Raw genomic sequence first — 17,397 nt, 5'->3', positions numbered from 1 at the left:
CCCGGAAAGGAGAGAGCGCCGCCGTGCCCCCCACCGAATCCGGCATCGACCCGGGACCCGACGAGACCTTCGACCGCCCCCTGGAAACCCCACTCGAACCACCTCCGGACGACGCACTCGACGACACCCTCGACCTGCACCTGCCGCCCGACATCACCGCGCTGTTCAGCGACGCGCCGCTGTCCGCCGATCCGGACGACAGCCCGGCCGGCGGCGACCTGCTCGACCACATCGCGGGCTGGCACCCGGCGCCGACCGCCGCCGGCCCGTTCCAGCTCGTTCCCGTACGCATCGAGCGCGACCTGCCGCTGATCTCGGCCTGGATGAACGACCCGGCCGTCGCGGCGTTCTGGGAACTGGCCGGACCGGAGGAGACCACCGCCGCCCACCTGCGCGCCCAACTCGACGGTGACGGACGCAGCGTGCCCTGCCTCGGCGTACTGGGCGGTGTCCCCATGAGCTACTGGGAGGTCTACCGCGCCGACCTGGACCCGGTCGCCCGCTACTACCCGGCCCGGCCACACGACACGGGGCTGCACCTGCTGATCGGGGGCGTCGCCGACCGGGGCCGCGGCATCGGGACCGCGCTGCTGCGCGCCACCGCGGACCTCGTCCTGGACCACCGCCCGCGGTGCGGCCGGGTCGTCGCCGAGCCCGACCTGCGCAACATCCCGTCCGTCGCCGCGTTCCTCGGCGCCGGATTCCGTTACGCCGACGAGCTCGACCTGCCCGCCAAACGCGCGGCCCTCATGATCCGCGATCGCGCCCACCGCCACCTCCTGTGACCACCGCCGCGGTTCGCGCCCGCCGCCGACGTTCCCCCGTCGGCGGCTTCCGCCTGCCCACCGTCACTGCCTGCGCCCCCACCGCATGCACGGCGGCGGCCTCTGCCCCCACCAGCCACCCGTCCGCCCCTTCATGCCACTCCGCCCCTTCAGGCTGCTCCGGCCTTTCCCTCCCTCCCGACCCTCTCCTCCCTCTCAGCGCTCCTCTCCCTTCCGGTTCTTCCGGCCGTTCCGACCGCACCCTTCGCACTGTCCGTGTCTCCACACCTGACCCCTCCCTCTCACGCACTGTCCGTGTCGCTCAGGTCTCGTCCCCAGGAGTCCCGCCTTGCGTCCTTCTCCCGAACCTCTCCATAGCCCCGAATCCGGCACCGGCGACCCCAACGGCGGCAGCCCGGGCCCCCACAGCCGCGGCGCCGACAGCCTCGACCTCCCCGAACCCACCCTCGGCAGCCCCGGGTCGGGCAGCCCCGCATCGGGCAGTCCCGCGTCCGGCAGCCCCGGGGGCGCGAACACCGCCTCCGGCGCCCCTGCCGCTGACAGGCCCGCTTCCGGCGGCGCTCAGCCCGGCAGCGCCGGCAGCAGCGGGCCCAGCAGCCCCGGAACCGAACGCTCCCGGACCGATGGCTCCGGCAGCCCTGGTCCTGAAGTCCCTGGCAGCAGCGGGCCCAGCAGCCCCCCGCCCGGCAGCTCCGGCGGCAGCGGGTCCCGCGATTCCGGTGCCGGTGGCTGCGAGTCCAGCGATTCCGGGGTCGGTGGCCCCGAGCCCGGCGGCCCCGGCACCCCCGGTCAGGGCAACCCCGCCGCCGACACCCCCGCACCCCCCTCCACCGGGCACGCCTTCCCTGCGGCCCCACCCCCCTCCATCGCAACCCCCGCGATCACAGTCCCCGCCACCGCAGCCCCCGCCACCGCACCGCCCGGCAGCGGGGTCGCCTGCACCGAGCCCCCCATCACCGCAACCCCCGGAGGCGAGCCGCTCGGCGACGGCGCAGCCGACCACCGCGCGTGGCGGAGGGCCGCTCGTCGGCTGCTCGCCAAGATGCTGGCGGAGTTCGCGTACGAGGAGGTGATCACCCCCGAACCCGACCTCCCGGACGCCTCCGTCCCCGGCCCCCGCGACGGCCACGTCGCCGCTCCCGGCCCCAGCCCCAGCCCCGCCGACGACCGCAGCGCCCATACCCCGGGCCTCAGCCACGCCCCCGGCCCCAGCCACGCTCCCGGCTCCGCCCACGGCAACGCCCCCAGCCCCGCCCCCAAGGCCCCGGCTCCCGGCTCCCCCTCCGAGGCCCCGGCCCCCGCTCCCCCCTCCAAGGTCCCGCTCCCGGCCTCCGCCCAGACGCCCCCGTCAGGCCCCCCGCGCGCCCGCACCGCGGACGGGACCCGCCCGTACCGTCTGCGTCTGACCGAAGACGTGACCTACCGCTTCCGGGCCCGGCGCGGCGCGTACGGACACTGGCGCGTCGATCCCGACTCCATCACCCCCACGGGCGACCCCCTTCACTTCCTCTTCCACGCCCACGACACCGTCCTGGGCCTGTCCGGTGACACCACCGGCCACCTCATCCGCGAGCTGACCGCCACCCTCGCCGCCGACACCTGGCTGGACGCCACGGCCCTCAGCGCGGCGGCGCTCGCCGACCTCGACTACGCCGCCCTGGAAGGCCACCAGACCGGCCACCCCTGGCTCGTCGCCAACAAGGGCCGCCTCGGCTTCTCCGCGACCGACGCCGCCGTCTGGTCACCCGAGGCCCGCACCCCGCAGCGCCTGCCCTGGATCGCCGCGCACCGCCGGCTGGCCGTCTACCGGGGCGTCCCGGCCCTGGCCACCCCCGATCGTCTCTACGCCGATGAACTCACCCCCGAAACCCGCGCCGCCTTCACCCGCACCCTCTCCTCGCAGGGCCTCGACCCCGCCGACTACCTCTACCTCCCCGTCCACCCCTGGCAGTGGGACGAGACCGTCGCGCCTCTCTTCGCCCCCCAACTCGCCGACAAATCCATCGTCCCACTCGCCACTGACAACGACCTGCGACTGCCCCAGCAGTCGATCCGCACCTTCCTCAACCTCAGCCGCCCCCGGGCCCGCACGGTCAAACTCCCGCTCTCCGTCCTCAACACCCTCGTCTGGCGCGGCCTGCCGACCGAACGCACCATCGCCGCCCCCGCCGTCACCGCCTGGGTCCACGGCCTGCGTGACGCCGACCCGTACCTGCGCGACGAGACCCGCGTGATCCTGCTCGGCGAGACCGCCTCCGTCACCGTCGAACACCCCCTGTACGACCGGCTGCCCGGTGTCCCGTACCAGTACAAGGAACTGCTGGGCTGTATCTGGCGGGAACCGATCAGCCGCTACCTGGAGCCGGGGGAGCGGGCCCGCACCCTGGCCGCGCTCCTGCAGACCGACCCGCACGGGCGCGCCTTAACGGCCGAACTGGTGCACCGTTCCGGCCTGGCCCCCCGCGTCTGGCTGCGCCACCTCTTCGCCGCTCTGCTGCCGCCCCTGCTGCACTTCCTCTACCAGTACGGCACGGTCTTCTCCCCGCACGGCGAGAACGCCATCGTCGTCTTCGACCAGCAGGACGTCCCCACCCGCCTCGCGGTCAAGGACTTCGTCGACGACGTCAACACCTGTGCCGACCCGCTGCCCGAGCACGCGGGCATGCCCGCCGACGTACGCGCGGTGCTGCTCACCGAACCGCCGGACTTCCTCACCCAGTTCATCCACTCCGGCCTCTTCGTCGGGGTCTTCCGCTACCTCGCCCCACTGTGCGAGCAGCAACTCGCGGTACCCGAAGCGGAGTTCTGGTCCCTCGTACGGGCGGAGATCCTGCGCCACCAGGGACGCTTCCCGCACCTGAAGAAACGACACGAGACCTTCGACCTGCTCACCCCCCGCATCGCCCGGCTGTGCCTGAACCGCAACCGTCTCCACCTCGACGGATACCGCGACCGGGCCCAGCGTCCGCACGCCGCCGTGCACGGCACCGTGCCCAACCCGCTCCACCACCCGTGACCGAGCAGATTGTCAGTGGGCCCGCGTAGGGTGGCAGCGCTATGACGAAGCCCTCCCTCCCCGATCTGCTGCACGCCGCCGTCACCGCTGTCGGCGGCACCGAGCGCCCCGGCCAGATCGCCATGGCCGAAGCCGTCGCCGAAGCGGTCGACGACAGCTCCCACCTGCTCGTACAGGCTGGCACCGGCACCGGTAAGTCGCTCGGCTACCTGGTGCCGGCGCTGGCCCACGGCGACCGAGTGGTGGTGGCCACGGCCACCCTCGCGCTCCAGCGCCAGCTGGTCGAGCGCGACCTGCCGCGTACGGTCGACGCCCTGCACCCGCAGCTGCGCCGCCGTCCGCAGTTCGCCATGCTCAAGGGCCGCTCCAACTACGTCTGCCTGCACCGCCTGCACGAAGGCGTCCCGCAGGAAGAGGAGGAGGGCCTCTTCGACCCCTTCGAGCACGCGACGCCCACGAGCAAGCTGGGCAAGGACCTGCTGCGGCTGCGCGACTGGGCGGACGAGACCGAGACCGGCGACCGCGACGACCTCACCCCCGGCGTCTCCGACCGCGCCTGGGGCCAGGTCTCGGTCTCCTCGCGCGAGTGTCTGGGCGCCTCGAAGTGCGCGTACGGCGCGGAGTGCTTCGCCGAGGCCGCTCGCGAGCGTGCCAAGCTCGCCGACGTGATCGTCACCAACCACGCCCTGCTGGCCATCGACGCCATCGAGGGCGCCCCGGTGCTGCCCCAGCACGACGTACTGATCGTCGACGAGGCCCATGAGCTGGTCTCCCGCGTCACCGGCGTGGCCACCGGAGAGCTCACTCCCGGCCAGGTCAACCGGGCCGTCAAGCGCGCCGCCAAGCTGGTCAACGAGAAGGCCGCCGACCAGCTCCTGACCGCCTCGGAGACCTTCGAGCGGCTGATGGAGCTGGCCCTGCCCGGCCGCCTCGAAGAGATCCCCGAGGACCTCGGCTACTGCCTGATGGCGCTGCGTGACGCGGCGCGTACGGTCATCTCGGCCCTCGGCTCGACCCGCGACAAGTCCGTCCAGGACGAGGACGCCGTACGCAAGCAGGCCCTCGCCTCCGTCGAGAACGTCCACGCGGTCGCCGAGCGCATCGCCAACGGCTCCGAGTACGACGTCGTCTGGTACGAGCGCCACGACCGCTTCGGCGCCTCCCTGCGCGTCGCGCCGCTGTCCGTCTCCGGCCTGCTGCGCGAGAAGCTCTTCGCTGACCGCTCCGTCGTGCTCACGTCCGCCACCCTCAAGCTGGGCGGCGACTTCAACGGCGTCGGCGCCTCCCTCGGCCTCGCACCGGAGGGGACGGAAGGCGAGGACGTCCCCCGGTGGAAGGGCCTGGACGTCGGCTCACCGTTCGACTACGGCAAGCAGGGCATCCTGTACGTGGCCAAGCACCTCGCCCAGCCGGGCCGCGAGGGCAGCCGTACGGACATGCTCGACGAGCTGGCCGAACTGATCGAGGCCGCCGGCGGCCGTACGCTCGGCCTGTTCTCCTCCATGCGCGCCGCCCAGGCCGCCGCCGAGAACCTCCGCGGGCGGCTGGACATGCCGATCCTCCTCCAGGGCGAGGAGACCCTCGGCGAGCTGATCCGCACCTTCGCCGCGGACGCCCGTACGTGTCTGTTCGGCACCCTCTCCCTGTGGCAGGGCGTCGACGTGCCGGGCCCGAACTGCCAGCTGGTGGTCATGGACCGGGTGCCCTTCCCGCGTCCCGACGACCCCCTGATGAGCGCCCGCCAGAAGGCCGTGGAGGAAGCGGGCGGCAACGGCTTCATGGCGGTCGCCGCCACCCATGCCGCCCTGCTGATGGCCCAGGGAGCGGGCCGTCTTGTACGGGCCACGGGCGACCGCGGGGTCGTCGCCGTCCTGGACCCCCGCGTGGAGCGCGCCCGCTACGGCTCGTTCCTCCGCAAGTCCATGCCCGAGTTCTGGTACACCACCGATCGCAACCAGGTCCGCCGTTCCCTGGCCGCCATCGACGCCGCGGCCAAGACGGCGGAGGGAGCGTAGGGCCGGGGCCGAGAGCGGTGCGGTCAGGCGCAGGACAGAGCCCCGGGACCGGCGCAGTGGCCCCGGGGCTCGGTCGAGGGGCAGGTCAGACCCGCCGCAGCACCGCCACCACCTTGCCGAGGATCGTGGCCTCGTCACCGGGGATGGGCTGGTACGCGGAGTTGTGCGGCAGCAGCCACACGTGGCCGTCCTCGCGCTTGAAGCGCTTGACCGTGGCCTCGCCGTCCAGCATGGCCGCGACGATGTCACCGTTCTCCGCGACGGGCTGGCGGCGCACCGTGACCCAGTCGCCGTCGCAGATCGCGGCCTCCACCATGGAGTCACCCACGACCTTCAGCACGAACAGCTCGCCGTCGCCGACCAGCTGCCGGGGCAGCGGGAAGACGTCCTCGACCGACTCCTCGGCGAGGATGGGGCCGCCGGCGGCGATCCGGCCGACGAGGGGGACGTAGGACGCGGCGGGCTTGCCCGTCGTGTCGGTCGGCGTGTTGCTCGGCTGGTCGGAGCCGCGGACCTCGTACGCCCGGGGGCGGTGCGGGTCGCGGCGCAGGAAACCCTTGCGCTCCAGAGCCATGAGCTGGTGGGCGACGGACGAGGTGCTGGACAGCCCCACCGCCTGGCCGATCTCGCGCATGGACGGCGGATAGCCGCGGCGCTGGACGGAATCCCGGATGACCTCGATGACCCTGCGCTGGCGGTCGGTGAGTCCCGAACTGTCGGCGCGGATGCCTGGAGGACGGCCGGGCAGCGAGCGGGCTGGCTTTTGCCCCTCGGGGGCCATTGCGTCGTCCATCGGCGGTTTCCGGGTCGGTTCGAATCGGCTCTGGGAGTGGCTCTGGGCGGTGATGGTGGCGCTGTCTGCGGTGGTGGTCACGTCGGCCCCTCTCGGAATGTGCTCCCTAGTTAGCCAACGGTAGTTGCTTTCGAAAGGTTGCGCCAAACACACGTTCGAGTGAAAATTTCCGGATTAGCTGACCTGATCACGGGCTGAGGTGTATAGCCGAAAGGCAATTCGGGTCATTGCGGTACTCTTCGCCCCGGACTGTTGGCCGTGGGCGCGCGCCGTCCCGCCGGGTACGGACCGGGTGCCGCGACGCCGTCGATTCTGTCATCCCCGCCCCGCCGGAGCCGCCCCCGGGGCATGTCCCGTACCCTCGTCGGCGGCCCCGTGAGCGGCCGCCGAGGCCCCGCCCCGCTGCGACACGCCTAGGACGCGGGTGACCTCCGCACACCACATCTAGTGCTTTGATGACTACAACCGCCTACAAGTTGTGGTGCCGGTGTCTTTCGGGGCTCTGGGGATCGCCTATGCTTGGGGCTGCTCCGAGGGGCCCGTGAGGGCGCCTGGGAGGTCATCAGGCGTACGCCGGGACCATGGGCGCACGACCGTAATTTTCGAGGGTGAGGAGGGTGAATTCATGCATTGCCCCTTCTGCAGGCACCCCGACAGCCGGGTGGTCGACAGCCGCACCACCGATGACGGCACCTCGATCCGCCGGCGCCGCCAGTGCCCGGACTGCTCCCGCCGCTTCACGACCATCGAGACGGCGTCACTGATGGTGATCAAGCGGAGCGGGGTCACCGAGCCTTTCAGCCGTAACAAGGTCATCGCCGGCGTGCGCAAGGCGTGCCAGGGCCGGCCGGTCACCGAGGACGCCCTCGCCAAGCTGGGCCAGCGGGTCGAGGAAGCGGTGCGCGCCACCGGCAGCGCCGAGCTGTCCACCCATGACGTCGGGCTGGCCATACTGGGCCCCCTGCAGGAACTCGACCTCGTCGCCTACCTGCGCTTCGCGAGCGTCTATCGGGCCTTCGATTCGCTGGAGGACTTCGAGGCGGCCATCGCCGAGCTGCGGGAGCAGAGCGAGCAGGGACCGCCCGCGCGCCAGTGCGGGTGCGAGGGGAGCGCCGGGCAGCCGGCGGTCCCGGTGCCCGCCACCGCCGCCGACTGAGATCGGCACACCACATACCTGACCAGGGCAAAAGCAGGCGCCCTGGTGCCAGACAGACACACACCGTGCCACGGGAAGAAGTGCGCACATATGGGCGTTTGCCCGTACAGGGAGGCGGAATGACAGAGACGACGAGCGGCCCGGCACGAGGCTCCCGCGCCAAGGGCAGCAAGGCGAGCAAGGGGCTGCGCATCGAGCGCATCCACACCACCCCCGGCGTGCACCCGTACGACGAGGTGACGTGGGAGCGCCGTGACGTCGTCATGACCAACTGGCGCGACGGCTCGGTCAACTTCGAGCAGCGTGGCGTCGAGTTCCCCGACTTCTGGTCGGTGAACGCGGTCAACATCGTCACGAGCAAGTACTTCCGCGGCGCGGTGGGCTCCGACACCCGTGAGTCGAGCCTGCGGCAGCTCATCGACCGGGTCGTCAAGACGTACACGAAGGCCGGCGAGGACAACGGTTACTTCGCCTCCCCGGCGGACGCCGAGATCTTCGAGCACGAGCTGGCGTACGCCCTGCTCCACCAGGTCTTCAGCTTCAACTCCCCGGTGTGGTTCAACGTCGGCACGAAGCAGCCGCAGCAGGTCAGCGCGTGCTTCATCCTCTCCGTCGACGACTCCATGGACTCGATCCTGGACTGGTACAAGGAAGAGGGGATGATCTTCAAGGGCGGCTCCGGCGCCGGCCTGAACCTCTCCCGCATCCGCTCCTCCAAGGAGCTCCTGTCCTCCGGCGGCAACGCCTCCGGCCCGGTCTCCTTCATGCGCGGCGCCGACGCGTCCGCCGGAACGATCAAGTCGGGCGGCGCCACCCGCCGCGCGGCCAAGATGGTCGTCCTGGACGTGGACCACCCGGACGTCGAGGCCTTCATCGACACCAAGGTGAAGGAGGAGGAGAAGGTCCGCGCCCTGCGCGACGCGGGCTTCGACATGGACCTGGGCGGCGACGACATCACGTCCGTCCAGTACCAGAACGCCAACAACTCCGTCCGTGTGAACGACGAGTTCATGAAGGCCGTCGAGACCGGCTCGAAGTTCGGCCTGCGTGGCCGGATGAACGGCGAGGTCATCGAGGAGGTCGACGCCAAGGGCCTGTTCCGCAAGATGGCGGAGGCCGCCTGGGCGTGCGCCGACCCCGGCATCCAGTACGACGACACGATCAACCACTGGCACACCTCGCCGGAGTCGGGCCGGATCACCGCCTCGAACCCGTGCAGCGAGTACATGCACCTGGACAACTCCTCGTGCAACCTGGCCTCGCTGAACCTGATGAAGTTCCTGCGCGACGACGACAAGGGCAACCAGTCGTTCGACGCCGAGCGCTTCGCGAAGGTCGTCGAGCTGGTCATCACCGCGATGGACATCTCCATCTGCTTCGCGGACTTCCCCACCGAGAAGATCGGTGAGACCACCCGCGCCTTCCGCCAGCTGGGCATCGGCTACGCCAACCTCGGCGCCCTGCTGATGGCCACCGGCCACGCGTACGACTCGGACGGCGGCCGCGCCCTGGCCGGTGCCATCACCTCGCTGATGACGGGCACCTCCTACAAGCGCTCCGCCGAGCTGGCCTCGGTCGTCGGCCCGTACGACGGTTACGCCCGCAACGCCGACGCCCACAAGCGCGTCATGAAGCAGCACTCGGACGCCAACGGCGCCGCCAAGCGCATGGACGACCTGGACACCCCGGTCTGGGCCGCGGCCACCGAGGCGTGGCAGGACGTCATCCGCCTCGGCGACAAGAACGGCTTCCGCAACGCGCAGGCCTCCGTGCTGGCCCCGACCGGCACCATCGGCCTGATGATGGACTGCGACACCACGGGCGTCGAGCCGGACCTGGCCCTGGTCAAGTTCAAGAAGCTGGTCGGCGGCGGCTCCATGCAGATCGTGAACAACACGGTCCCCAAGGCGCTCAAGCGGCTCGGCTACCAGCCGGAGCAGGTCGAGGCGATCGTCGCCCACATCGCCGACAACGGCAACGTGATCGACGCCCCCGGCCTGGACCCCGCCCACTACGAGGTCTTCGACTGCGCCATGGGCGAGCGCTCCATCTCGGCCATGGGCCACGTACGGATGATGGCGGCGGCCCAGCCGTTCCTGTCCGGCGCGATCTCCAAGACCGTCAACCTGCCCGAGTCGGCCACCGTCGAGGAGGTCGAGGAGGTCTACTTCGAGGGCTGGAAGCTCGGCCTGAAGGCGCTGGCGATCTACCGCGACAACTGCAAGGTCGGCCAGCCGCTCTCCGCCAAGAAGAAGGAGGAGGAGAAGAAGGCCGAGGAGAAGCCGGCCGAGAAGGTCGTCGAGTACCGTCCGGTCCGCAAGCGCCTGCCCAAGGGCCGTCCCGGCATCACCACCTCCTTCACGGTCGGCGGCGCCGAGGGCTACATGACCGCCAACTCCTACCCGGACGACGGTCTGGGCGAGGTCTTCCTGAAGATGTCCAAGCAGGGTTCGACCCTCGCGGGCATGATGGACGCCTTCTCCATCGCCGTCTCGGTGGGTCTCCAGTACGGCGTGCCGCTGGAGACGTACGTCTCGAAGTTCACCAACATGCGCTTCGAGCCGGCCGGCATGACGGACGACCCGGACGTGCGGATGGCGCAGTCGATCGTCGACTACATCTTCCGCCGCCTGGCGCTGGACTTCCTGCCCTTCGAGACCCGCTCCGCGCTCGGCATCCACTCCGTCGAGGAGCGCCAGCGCCACCTGGACACCGGTTCGTACGAGCCGGTCGAGGACGAGGAGCTGGACGCCGAGAGCCTGGTCCAGTCGGCCCCGCGCCGCCTGGAGTCGGCCCCCACCTCGACGACCGAGATCGTCGAGGAGACCGCGGCCCCGGCCCCGAAGCAGGCCCACACCAACGCGGAACTGGTGGAGATGCAGCTCGGCATCAACGCCGACGCGCCGCTGTGCTTCTCGTGCGGCACGAAGATGCAGCGCGCGGGCAGCTGCTACCTGTGCGAGGGCTGCGGCTCGACCAGCGGATGCAGCTGATCGGGACACCTTCCGGGTGACTGAATGACCAGGGTGGGGAGCCGGAATTCCGGTTCCCCACCCTGCGTCTGTGCGGGGGAGCCCACCGGTCGGGCGTAGCGGGTCACATAAGGGTGAGTTGTCCGTACGAGGTGTTCTCCGCGCCCGTCGCCGGCTGCGTCGTCCCTCAGTTGCCCATGACGGTGACGAAGGTTTCCGGGTCGGCGTCGAAGCCCCGTACGGACGGGTGGAATCGCCATTCGCCCGACTCGTCGCGGCCGAATTCGGCTATCACCGCGGCGGTCGCGCCGGCGACCGCGGAGAAGTCGTCCGCCGACAGTTCGTCGTATCCCTCGTTGACGCGGACGGCGGTGTTGGCTATCTCCCCGAAGGTCTTGCGTCCGTCGCGCTGCTGAATGGCCACGCCGACGACCACGCGCGCGTAGGTGTCCGCCAGCCGGTTCAGCTCCAGCACCATGGCCTCGTCGGTGCCGAGACCCAGGCCGGTGCGGCTGTCGCGGCTGAGGATGATGGTGCCGTCGGGCGAGCGGCTGTCGAAGTGCACGAGGTAGTCGGGGGTCCCGCGCGGGTCGTCCTTCGTGTAGGTCGCGGCGATGAGATCCAGGTCGTGGTCCGACGTGCCCGCGGGGCTGGGGTCCCACTTGAGGGTCACTTCGACTTTGTCGATCCCTTTGTTGAGGCTGCTCACAGAGATCCCTTCCGGTGTTGCAACTCTCGGACTGTGCGGAGTGATTCACCATCCATCGTGTCACGCTCTGCAAGCCCTGCCCCGGCGGTCGGGGCGACGCCGTCCGGTCGGCCGGACTGGTATGCGTACTTCCTCTTCGACGTATGCGGTAGGTCTGAAGTTCCACGAGTACCTCGTTCGGGGTACGTGGATGGGGCGTACGGAGACTGGAGCCCAGGCGGGGTGGGCCGGCGGCGATACCGCGATGTCGGCGCCGTGGGCGGCAAGTTGACGGGCCGTGCCGTACGGGGTGCCGTCCGCGGGGGTGGTCGGGCGGCCGGGGCGCGTCAGGCGGCCAGGTCGCCCCAGAGGCGCGCCAAGTGGCTGTCCAGGGCGTCGAGCGCGGTGTCGGGGGAGAGATGGCCGATCAGGACGTGGGTGGTCAGGCCGTCGGTGAGGGCGAGCAGGGTGCGCGCCTCGCGCTCCGAGTGGGGCGATCCGGTGGCCTCGGCGATGAGGCGCGTGAACAGGCCGTGCAGGTCGGTGTAGTTGCCGCGCAGGATCTCGGCGAGTGATGGGCTGACCGCGGCCTGGGCGACGAAGGCGAGCCAGACGCGTGCCTCGGCCCGGTGCTCGGGGCGCAGCAGGGAGATCTCGGTGGTCGCGTGCCCGAGTGCCGTACGGGCCGACTGGGCGGGGGACTCGGCGAGCCGGGCGGTCACTCGCGCCGAGATCCGCGTGCCGATGTGGCCGAGCGCGAAGACCAGCATCTCCTCTTTGGTGCGGAAGCAGCGCTGGACCGCCCCCATGGACACGTCGGCGCGCGCCGCCACGTCGCGCAGGGTGACGCCTTCCAGGCCGTGTTCGTCGGCGAGACGGCAGACGGCCTCGGCGATCTGCCGACGCCGGCTCTCGTGGTCCACCTGCTTGGGCATGGGGCGCTCCCGGTAATGCGATGCGTGCGTATCGATGACAAGCGTACGATGTGATGCACTTGCATCGGAACGTGTGGGCCGCGGGACCGCCCCGTCGAGCCCTGGTTGTGGGGCGTCCGAAGCGGTACATCTGACGACGAAGGGGTGCGAAATGGGAGCGCAGCAGTCGCTGTGGGAGCTGTCCGCGGAGGCCCAGGCGGCAGCCGTACGGAGCGGAGAGGTGGCCGCCGCCGAGGTGGTCGAGAGCCACCTGGAGCGGATCGCCGAGGTCAATCCGGCCGTCAACGCCGTGACGCAGTTGCTCGCCGACCGGGCGCGTTCGGATGCGGCGGAGGTGGACCGGCGGCGTGCCGCGGGGGAGGACCCGGGGCCGCTCGCCGGAGTGCCCTTCACGGTCAAGGAGACCACCGACATAGAGGGCGTGCCGACCACGTACGGTGCCGAACGCTTCCGTCACCACCTCGCGCGCTCCGACGCGCCCCCGGTGGCGCGGCTGCGCGCGGCAGGCGCCATCCCGATCGGGCACAGCAACATGCCGACTCTCGTCCTCGCCGGCATCCACACGCGCAGTGAGCTCTACGGGGACACCGCCAACCCCTGGGCGCGAGGCGTCACGCCGGGCGGGACCAGCGGCGGCGACGGTGCGGCGGTGGCCAGTGGCATGGCCACGATCGGCCTGGGCAACGACTCCGGCGGATCGGTGCGCCTGCCGGCCTCTTTCTGCGGCGTGGCCGGACTGAAGCCCACGTACGGACGCTTCCCCGCCGACCACCGCCTCGGCCCGGACGATCCGGCGCTGGCCACCCAGGTGCTCGTGGTGGACGGGCCGTTGGCCCGTACGGTCGGCGATCTGCGTCTGGCGTACGAAGCGCTCGCCGGTACGGACCCGCGTGACCCGAGGGCCGTACCGGTTCCTCCGTATGGTGCGCCGATTCCGCGGCCGGTGAAGGTCGCGATGGTCGCCGATCCGGGCGGCAAGGGCGTGCATCCATTGGTGCGCAAGGCCGTCGCCGGCGCGGCGGACGCGCTGCGCGACGCGGGTTACGAGGTGTGCGAGGTCCAGGATGTGCCGCGCCTGGATGACGCGCTGGATGTGTACGGTCGGATGACACTGGCCGAATTCGCCCCTACTTGGCCAGTGGTGCGCAACCTCCTGGGAAAAGAAGGGCATCGCTATATCGAGTTGTCGATGGAGAGGCGCGACGTCGCGCAGATGGACGTGCCGGAATATTTGCGCCTCACCGGCGCGCGGCTCGGCATCCAGAGGTCATGGGCCGAATTCCTCGACACGTATCCGCTGTTGCTGGGGCCCGTATTCACCGAGCCGCCCTTCGAACCGGGACTGGAGATGCGCGACCAGGAGGGGCACGCGCGCGTCCAGCGGGCATTGCGTCTGTGCACGGCCACGAGTTTCGTGGGTGTACCCGCGGTGGCCGTTCCGACCGGAGTGGCGCAGGGGCTCCCGTACGGCGTGCAGCTCATCGGCCGCGCCTACCGGGAGGACCTGTGCCTGGAGGCGGCCGGGGCCGTCGAGCGGCGGCTCGGCGTGATCACTCCCATTGATCCGCGGTCGTAGGGGAGTTCGGTGTGGTCGGTGCGTGACGCGCGGTGATGTCGGGCCCTCCCGGGCCGTACGATGGCGCGGTGCTGGTCAAGTGGATTAGATGCACGGTCGTGGACCGCCGCGGGTTCGAACGGGGGCAGCGGAAATGGGCGGGACTGCTCGGCGAACCGGGCTTCCGGGGACAGGGCGGCGGATGGAGCCGGACGCGGCCGTCGGTCGCGCATCTGGTCGCCTTCTGGGAGAGCCGGGCGTTCTACGACTCCTTCATGGCGCGCTCGCACGACCGGCTGGCAGCGGCCCAGGTGGGCACGTTCAAGGACTCCCGGGTGCGGCTGTTCGAGTACGAACTCGACGTGAAGGTGGGCTTCCGCCCCGTCTTCGCCGACGCCGACGTGCTGCGGATAGCCCACTGCCAGGTGCGCGCCGACCGGGTCGAGCACTTCATGCTGATGCAGGAGAAGGTGTGGAATCCGGCCATGGCCGGCTCCCCGGGGATGCTGCGCGGGCTGATGGGGCGCGCCCCGGGGGAGGAGTTCCTGATCCTTTCGATGTGGGAGTCGGCGGCCGAGCGGGGGAAGTACCGGCCGGAGCGCGTGGAGCGGCTCGGCCTCCGCGCGCAGACGGAGGCCGACGTGCGGGCCGTGACGGGCGACGTGGCCGACCTTGAGCCGTCGTGGACGGTGTGAGGGGCGGCCCTGCCGTCGAGTGGGGCGGCCGGGTGCTCCGGCTGTTCTGGAGGGTGCGGTGGGGGTGTGGTCGTGGATGGGGCGGCGGGACGTTCCTGCTGAAGTGAACGGTGGGATGGGGTGTTCCCGTCGGGGCTTCGTCGGTTGTGACAGGGCCTTCCCGCTGAGGCTTCGATGGTCTGGGCGGCGCGCCTGCTCCTGCCTATAGGGCCCTGCCTAGGGGGCTGTTTCGGGCTCCTGTGCCGCGGTTGCGTTGGTTGCTGACGCGGCGGGCGCCCCGGCGCCGGAAGGGGTGAACACTCCGGCGCGCGCTGCCGCCAGGGCTGCGGCGGCGGCCTGGTCGGCGGTGTGTTCGTCGACCGGTTCGCGGGTGACGAAGAGCTGGAAGAAGAGCGGTGCGCACGCGGCCCGCGAGAGGGAGCCGGCGTCGATGGCGCCCTCCCTCGCGGTCGAAAGCTCACCGCGCTCGACCGCACGCCGGACCATGGGCTCGCAACGCCTGAAGCGTTCCCCGTAGTAGGCGCGCAGCGCGTCGGCCGCCCGCTGGGACTGGAAGGCTGCCGCGATGATGGCGGAGCCGGAAGCCGCCGTGGCCGGGTCGTCGAACGACTCCACGACCTCGCGGGTGAGCGCACGCAGATCGCCTTCCAGCGATCCGGTGTCGGGCGGCGTCCAACTGTCCTCTCCGGCCAGGTCGAGGGTGTCGGCCAGCAGCCCTTCGAGGTTGCCCCAGCGGCGGTAGAGCGTCGTCTTGTGCACGCCCGAATGCTCCGCGACGTACTCGACGGTCAGGCCGGGATAGCCGTGTTCGACCAGGCCGGCCAGTACGGCGTCGCGGACGGCGGCGCGGGTGCGGGCGGTGCGCCCGCCCGGGCGGCTGGTGCCGGGGCGGCGGGTGCCGGGCTTCGGTGCCGGGGATTCCGGATCTTCGGGCAATTGCTACTCCTGTTGCATTAGTGCGATGGGGTGTGCCATCATCGACGTAACGCAACAAGCGTAGCGTTTGAGTTCGGGGTGCGGTGTCGCACCGCCGGGACGGGGGCCGCATGACCACGCAGATCGCACTACACGAGGTGTTCAAGTCCTACGGCGACCGGTTGCTGCTGGACGGCGTCTCCCTGACGGTGCGCCCGGGTGACCGGGTCGGCATAGTGGGGGAGAACGGCGCGGGCAAGTCGACTCTCCTGCGGATGATCGCGGGCCTGGAGCAGCCGGACGAGGGCCGGGTCGTGCTGACGGCCGACGGTGGCACGGGGTATCTGGGGCAGGTCCCCGATGTGCCGGGCGATTGCACGGTCCAGCAAGCGGTGGACGCGGCGCTGTCGGAATTGCGTGACTTGGAAAGCCGCCTGCGGGCGCTGGAGGCGCGCCTCGGCGCCGGCAGACCGGAAGACATGGAGGAGTACGGCCGGCTGCTCGGCATATTCGAGCTGCGCGGCGGCTACGAGGCCGACGCGCGGGTCGACAAGGCGCTGTACGGCCTGGGGCTGGCCCATGTGGAGCGGGACCGCCCGTTCGACAGCCTCTCCGGCGGGGAGCAGGCCCGACTGGGCATCGCCTGCCTGATCGCCGCGTCCCCCGAGGTGATGCTGCTCGACGAGCCGACCAACCACCTCGACGCGGATGCGCTGGACTGGCTGGAGGGCGCGCTGACGGCCCACCGTGGCACGGTCCTCGCGGTCTCGCACGACCGTCTCTTCCTGCAGCGCGTGGCTGACACGATCATCGAGGTCGACGCCGACCGCAGAGCAGTCGTGAAGTACGGCGGCGGGTACGGCGCTTTCGTCGTCGCCAAGGCCGCGGACCGCCGCCGCTGGGAGCAGAAGTATGAGCAGTGGTGTACCGAGACCGCGCGGCTGGAGGAGTTCGCGGCGGGCGCCGCTCACCACGTCGCCCAGGGCCGGGCGATCAAGGACAACAACAAGATGGCGTACGACCGGGCGGGAGGCCGGGTCCAGGCCTCGGTGGCCGGTCGGGTGCGCAATGCGCAGGAGAGGCTCCGGCGGCTGCGCGCCGACCCGGTTCCCCGGCCGCCGGAGCCGCTCCGCTTCCGCGCCGGGCCGGCCGCCGGAGACGCCGAGGGCACGCTCGTCGAACTGTGCGGCGTGCGGGTGGGGACCCGGCTCTCCGTGGACGCGCTGACCGTCGGCGCGGGCGAGCGCCTGCTGGTCCACGGGGACAACGGGGCGGGGAAGAGCACGCTGCTGCGGGTCCTGGCGGGCGTGCAGCAGCCCGACGTGGGCACGGTCGCGCGCCGGGGCCGCATCGGCTACCTGGCTCAGGAGATACCGGTGTCCCGGCCGGGGGAGCGGCTGCTGTCGGCCTTCGGCCGCGGCCTCCCCGGAGATCCGGAGGAGCTTGCCGAACTTCTCCTGTCGTTCGGCCTGTTCCGGGAGGGTGACCTGGAGGTGCCGGTCGGGGCCCTCTCGGCGGGGCAGCGGCGTCGGCTCGCCCTGGCCCGGCTGCTGGCCCGCCCCGCCGATCTCCTTCTCCTGGACGAGCCGACCAATCACCTGGCGCTCGGCCTGGTGGAGGAGCTGGACGCGGCGCTCGCCGCCTGGCCCGGCGCCCTGGTCGTCGTCTCGCACGACCGGCTGCTCCGCCGCCGGTTCGACGGGCGTCGGTGCGAGATACGGGCCGGACGGCCGGTGCGCGACGAGTGGTGACAGCGGAGGGAGGCGAGGGGCGACAGCGGAGGGAGCGGGGCGGACCGGCGGTGATGGTAAGGCTGTGACGGCGGAGGCCGGGTAGGAGGGCGTGTGAGGCATGTACAGAGCAACCGTTTTA

At 71.2% G+C, this 17,397-nt stretch carries 12 protein-coding genes; 8 read left to right on the top strand and 4 right to left on the bottom strand.

Annotated features, from left to right (window positions below; translation table 11 throughout):
• The first annotated feature begins 23 nt into the window (after nucleotides 1-23).
• The 3 genes from ACFV57_RS22475 to ACFV57_RS22465 all read left to right on the top strand — a co-directional run bounded on the left by ACFV57_RS22475 (nucleotide 24) and on the right by ACFV57_RS22465 (nucleotide 5,816).
• Nucleotides 24-785 (top strand): GNAT family N-acetyltransferase, encoded by a 762-nt coding sequence (locus ACFV57_RS22475; protein WP_385235021.1) that lies wholly within the window; start codon nucleotides 24-26, stop codon nucleotides 783-785.
• A gap of 952 nt (nucleotides 786-1,737) precedes the next feature.
• Nucleotides 1,738-3,801, top strand: coding sequence for an IucA/IucC family protein (locus ACFV57_RS22470; protein ID WP_385235188.1), 2,064 nt, complete (start codon nucleotides 1,738-1,740; stop codon nucleotides 3,799-3,801).
• A gap of 41 nt (nucleotides 3,802-3,842) precedes the next feature.
• Entirely contained in the window at nucleotides 3,843-5,816 is a 1,974-nt protein-coding gene (locus tag ACFV57_RS22465; RefSeq protein WP_385235018.1) for an ATP-dependent DNA helicase, read from the top strand.
• An 85-nt stretch (nucleotides 5,817-5,901) separates the two neighbouring features.
• Here the strand turns inward: ACFV57_RS22465 and lexA are convergent, their stop codons facing one another.
• Entirely contained in the window at nucleotides 5,902-6,690 is a 789-nt protein-coding gene (lexA, locus tag ACFV57_RS22460; RefSeq protein ID WP_385235015.1) for a transcriptional repressor LexA, read from the bottom strand.
• Between the two features lie 544 nt (nucleotides 6,691-7,234).
• Here lexA and nrdR point away from each other — a divergent pair.
• Together nrdR and ACFV57_RS22450 are read left to right on the top strand one after the other, a co-directional pair.
• Nucleotides 7,235-7,765, top strand: a complete 531-nt coding sequence (gene nrdR / locus ACFV57_RS22455) for a transcriptional regulator NrdR (RefSeq protein WP_385235012.1) — start codon at nucleotides 7,235-7,237, stop codon at nucleotides 7,763-7,765.
• Between the two features lie 119 nt (nucleotides 7,766-7,884).
• On the top strand, nucleotides 7,885-10,758 hold the full coding sequence (locus ACFV57_RS22450) for a vitamin B12-dependent ribonucleotide reductase (protein ID WP_385235009.1): 2,874 nt from the start codon (nucleotides 7,885-7,887) through the stop codon (nucleotides 10,756-10,758).
• 166 nt (nucleotides 10,759-10,924) lie between these two features.
• Here ACFV57_RS22450 and ACFV57_RS22445 read toward each other — a convergent pair whose 3' ends face one another.
• Together ACFV57_RS22445 and ACFV57_RS22440 are read right to left on the bottom strand one after the other, a co-directional pair.
• Nucleotides 10,925-11,446 carry a TerD family protein gene (locus ACFV57_RS22445; protein ID WP_385235006.1) on the bottom strand — a complete coding sequence of 174 codons (522 nt, stop codon included), beginning with the start codon at nucleotides 11,444-11,446 and terminating at the stop codon, nucleotides 10,925-10,927.
• 326 nt (nucleotides 11,447-11,772) lie between these two features.
• Nucleotides 11,773-12,360, bottom strand: coding sequence for a TetR/AcrR family transcriptional regulator (locus tag ACFV57_RS22440; protein WP_385235003.1), 588 nt, complete (start codon nucleotides 12,358-12,360; stop codon nucleotides 11,773-11,775).
• Nucleotides 12,361-12,511: 151 nt separating this feature from the next.
• On the opposite strand from ACFV57_RS22440, the gene ACFV57_RS22435 reads away from it, so the two are divergent.
• Both ACFV57_RS22435 and ACFV57_RS22430 read left to right on the top strand, forming a co-directional pair.
• A complete protein-coding gene (locus tag ACFV57_RS22435) occupies nucleotides 12,512-13,936 on the top strand; it encodes an amidase (protein ID WP_385235000.1) in 1,425 nt (474 codons plus the stop codon).
• A 68-nt stretch (nucleotides 13,937-14,004) separates the two neighbouring features.
• Nucleotides 14,005-14,610, top strand: coding sequence for a YdbC family protein (locus ACFV57_RS22430; RefSeq protein WP_385234997.1), 606 nt, complete (start codon nucleotides 14,005-14,007; stop codon nucleotides 14,608-14,610).
• Between the two features lie 216 nt (nucleotides 14,611-14,826).
• Here the strand turns inward: ACFV57_RS22430 and ACFV57_RS22425 are convergent, their stop codons facing one another.
• A complete protein-coding gene (locus ACFV57_RS22425; RefSeq protein ID WP_385234994.1) occupies nucleotides 14,827-15,546 on the bottom strand; it encodes a TetR/AcrR family transcriptional regulator in 720 nt (239 codons plus the stop codon).
• 110 nt (nucleotides 15,547-15,656) lie between these two features.
• Here ACFV57_RS22425 and abc-f point away from each other — a divergent pair, with 110 nt between their 5' ends.
• Nucleotides 15,657-17,276: a ribosomal protection-like ABC-F family protein gene (abc-f, locus tag ACFV57_RS22420; RefSeq protein WP_385234991.1), complete on the top strand. Its 1,620-nt coding sequence runs from the start codon at nucleotides 15,657-15,659 to the stop codon at nucleotides 17,274-17,276.
• Nucleotides 17,277-17,397: the final 121 nt, after the last annotated feature.

Origin of the sequence: Streptomyces sp. NPDC059788, assembly GCF_042732265.1 — a bacterium.
GTDB lineage: Bacteria > Actinomycetota > Actinomycetes > Streptomycetales > Streptomycetaceae > Streptomyces.
Note: the sequence above shows the minus strand (reverse complement) of the source record. Positions and strands in the feature narration are given on the sequence as shown.

Coding starts and splice junctions, on each gene's coding strand:
- ACFV57_RS22465 (WP_385235018.1), top strand. CDS start 3,843: ATGACGAAGCCCTCCCTCCCCGATCTGCTGCACGCCGCCGTCACCGCT.
- nrdR (WP_385235012.1), top strand. CDS start 7,235: ATGCATTGCCCCTTCTGCAGGCACCCCGACAGCCGGGTGGTCGACAGC.
- ACFV57_RS22450 (WP_385235009.1), top strand. CDS start 7,885: ATGACAGAGACGACGAGCGGCCCGGCACGAGGCTCCCGCGCCAAGGGC.
- ACFV57_RS22440 (WP_385235003.1), bottom strand. CDS start 12,360: ATGCCCAAGCAGGTGGACCACGAGAGCCGGCGTCGGCAGATCGCCGAG.
- ACFV57_RS22435 (WP_385235000.1), top strand. CDS start 12,512: ATGGGAGCGCAGCAGTCGCTGTGGGAGCTGTCCGCGGAGGCCCAGGCG.
- abc-f (WP_385234991.1), top strand. CDS start 15,657: ATGACCACGCAGATCGCACTACACGAGGTGTTCAAGTCCTACGGCGAC.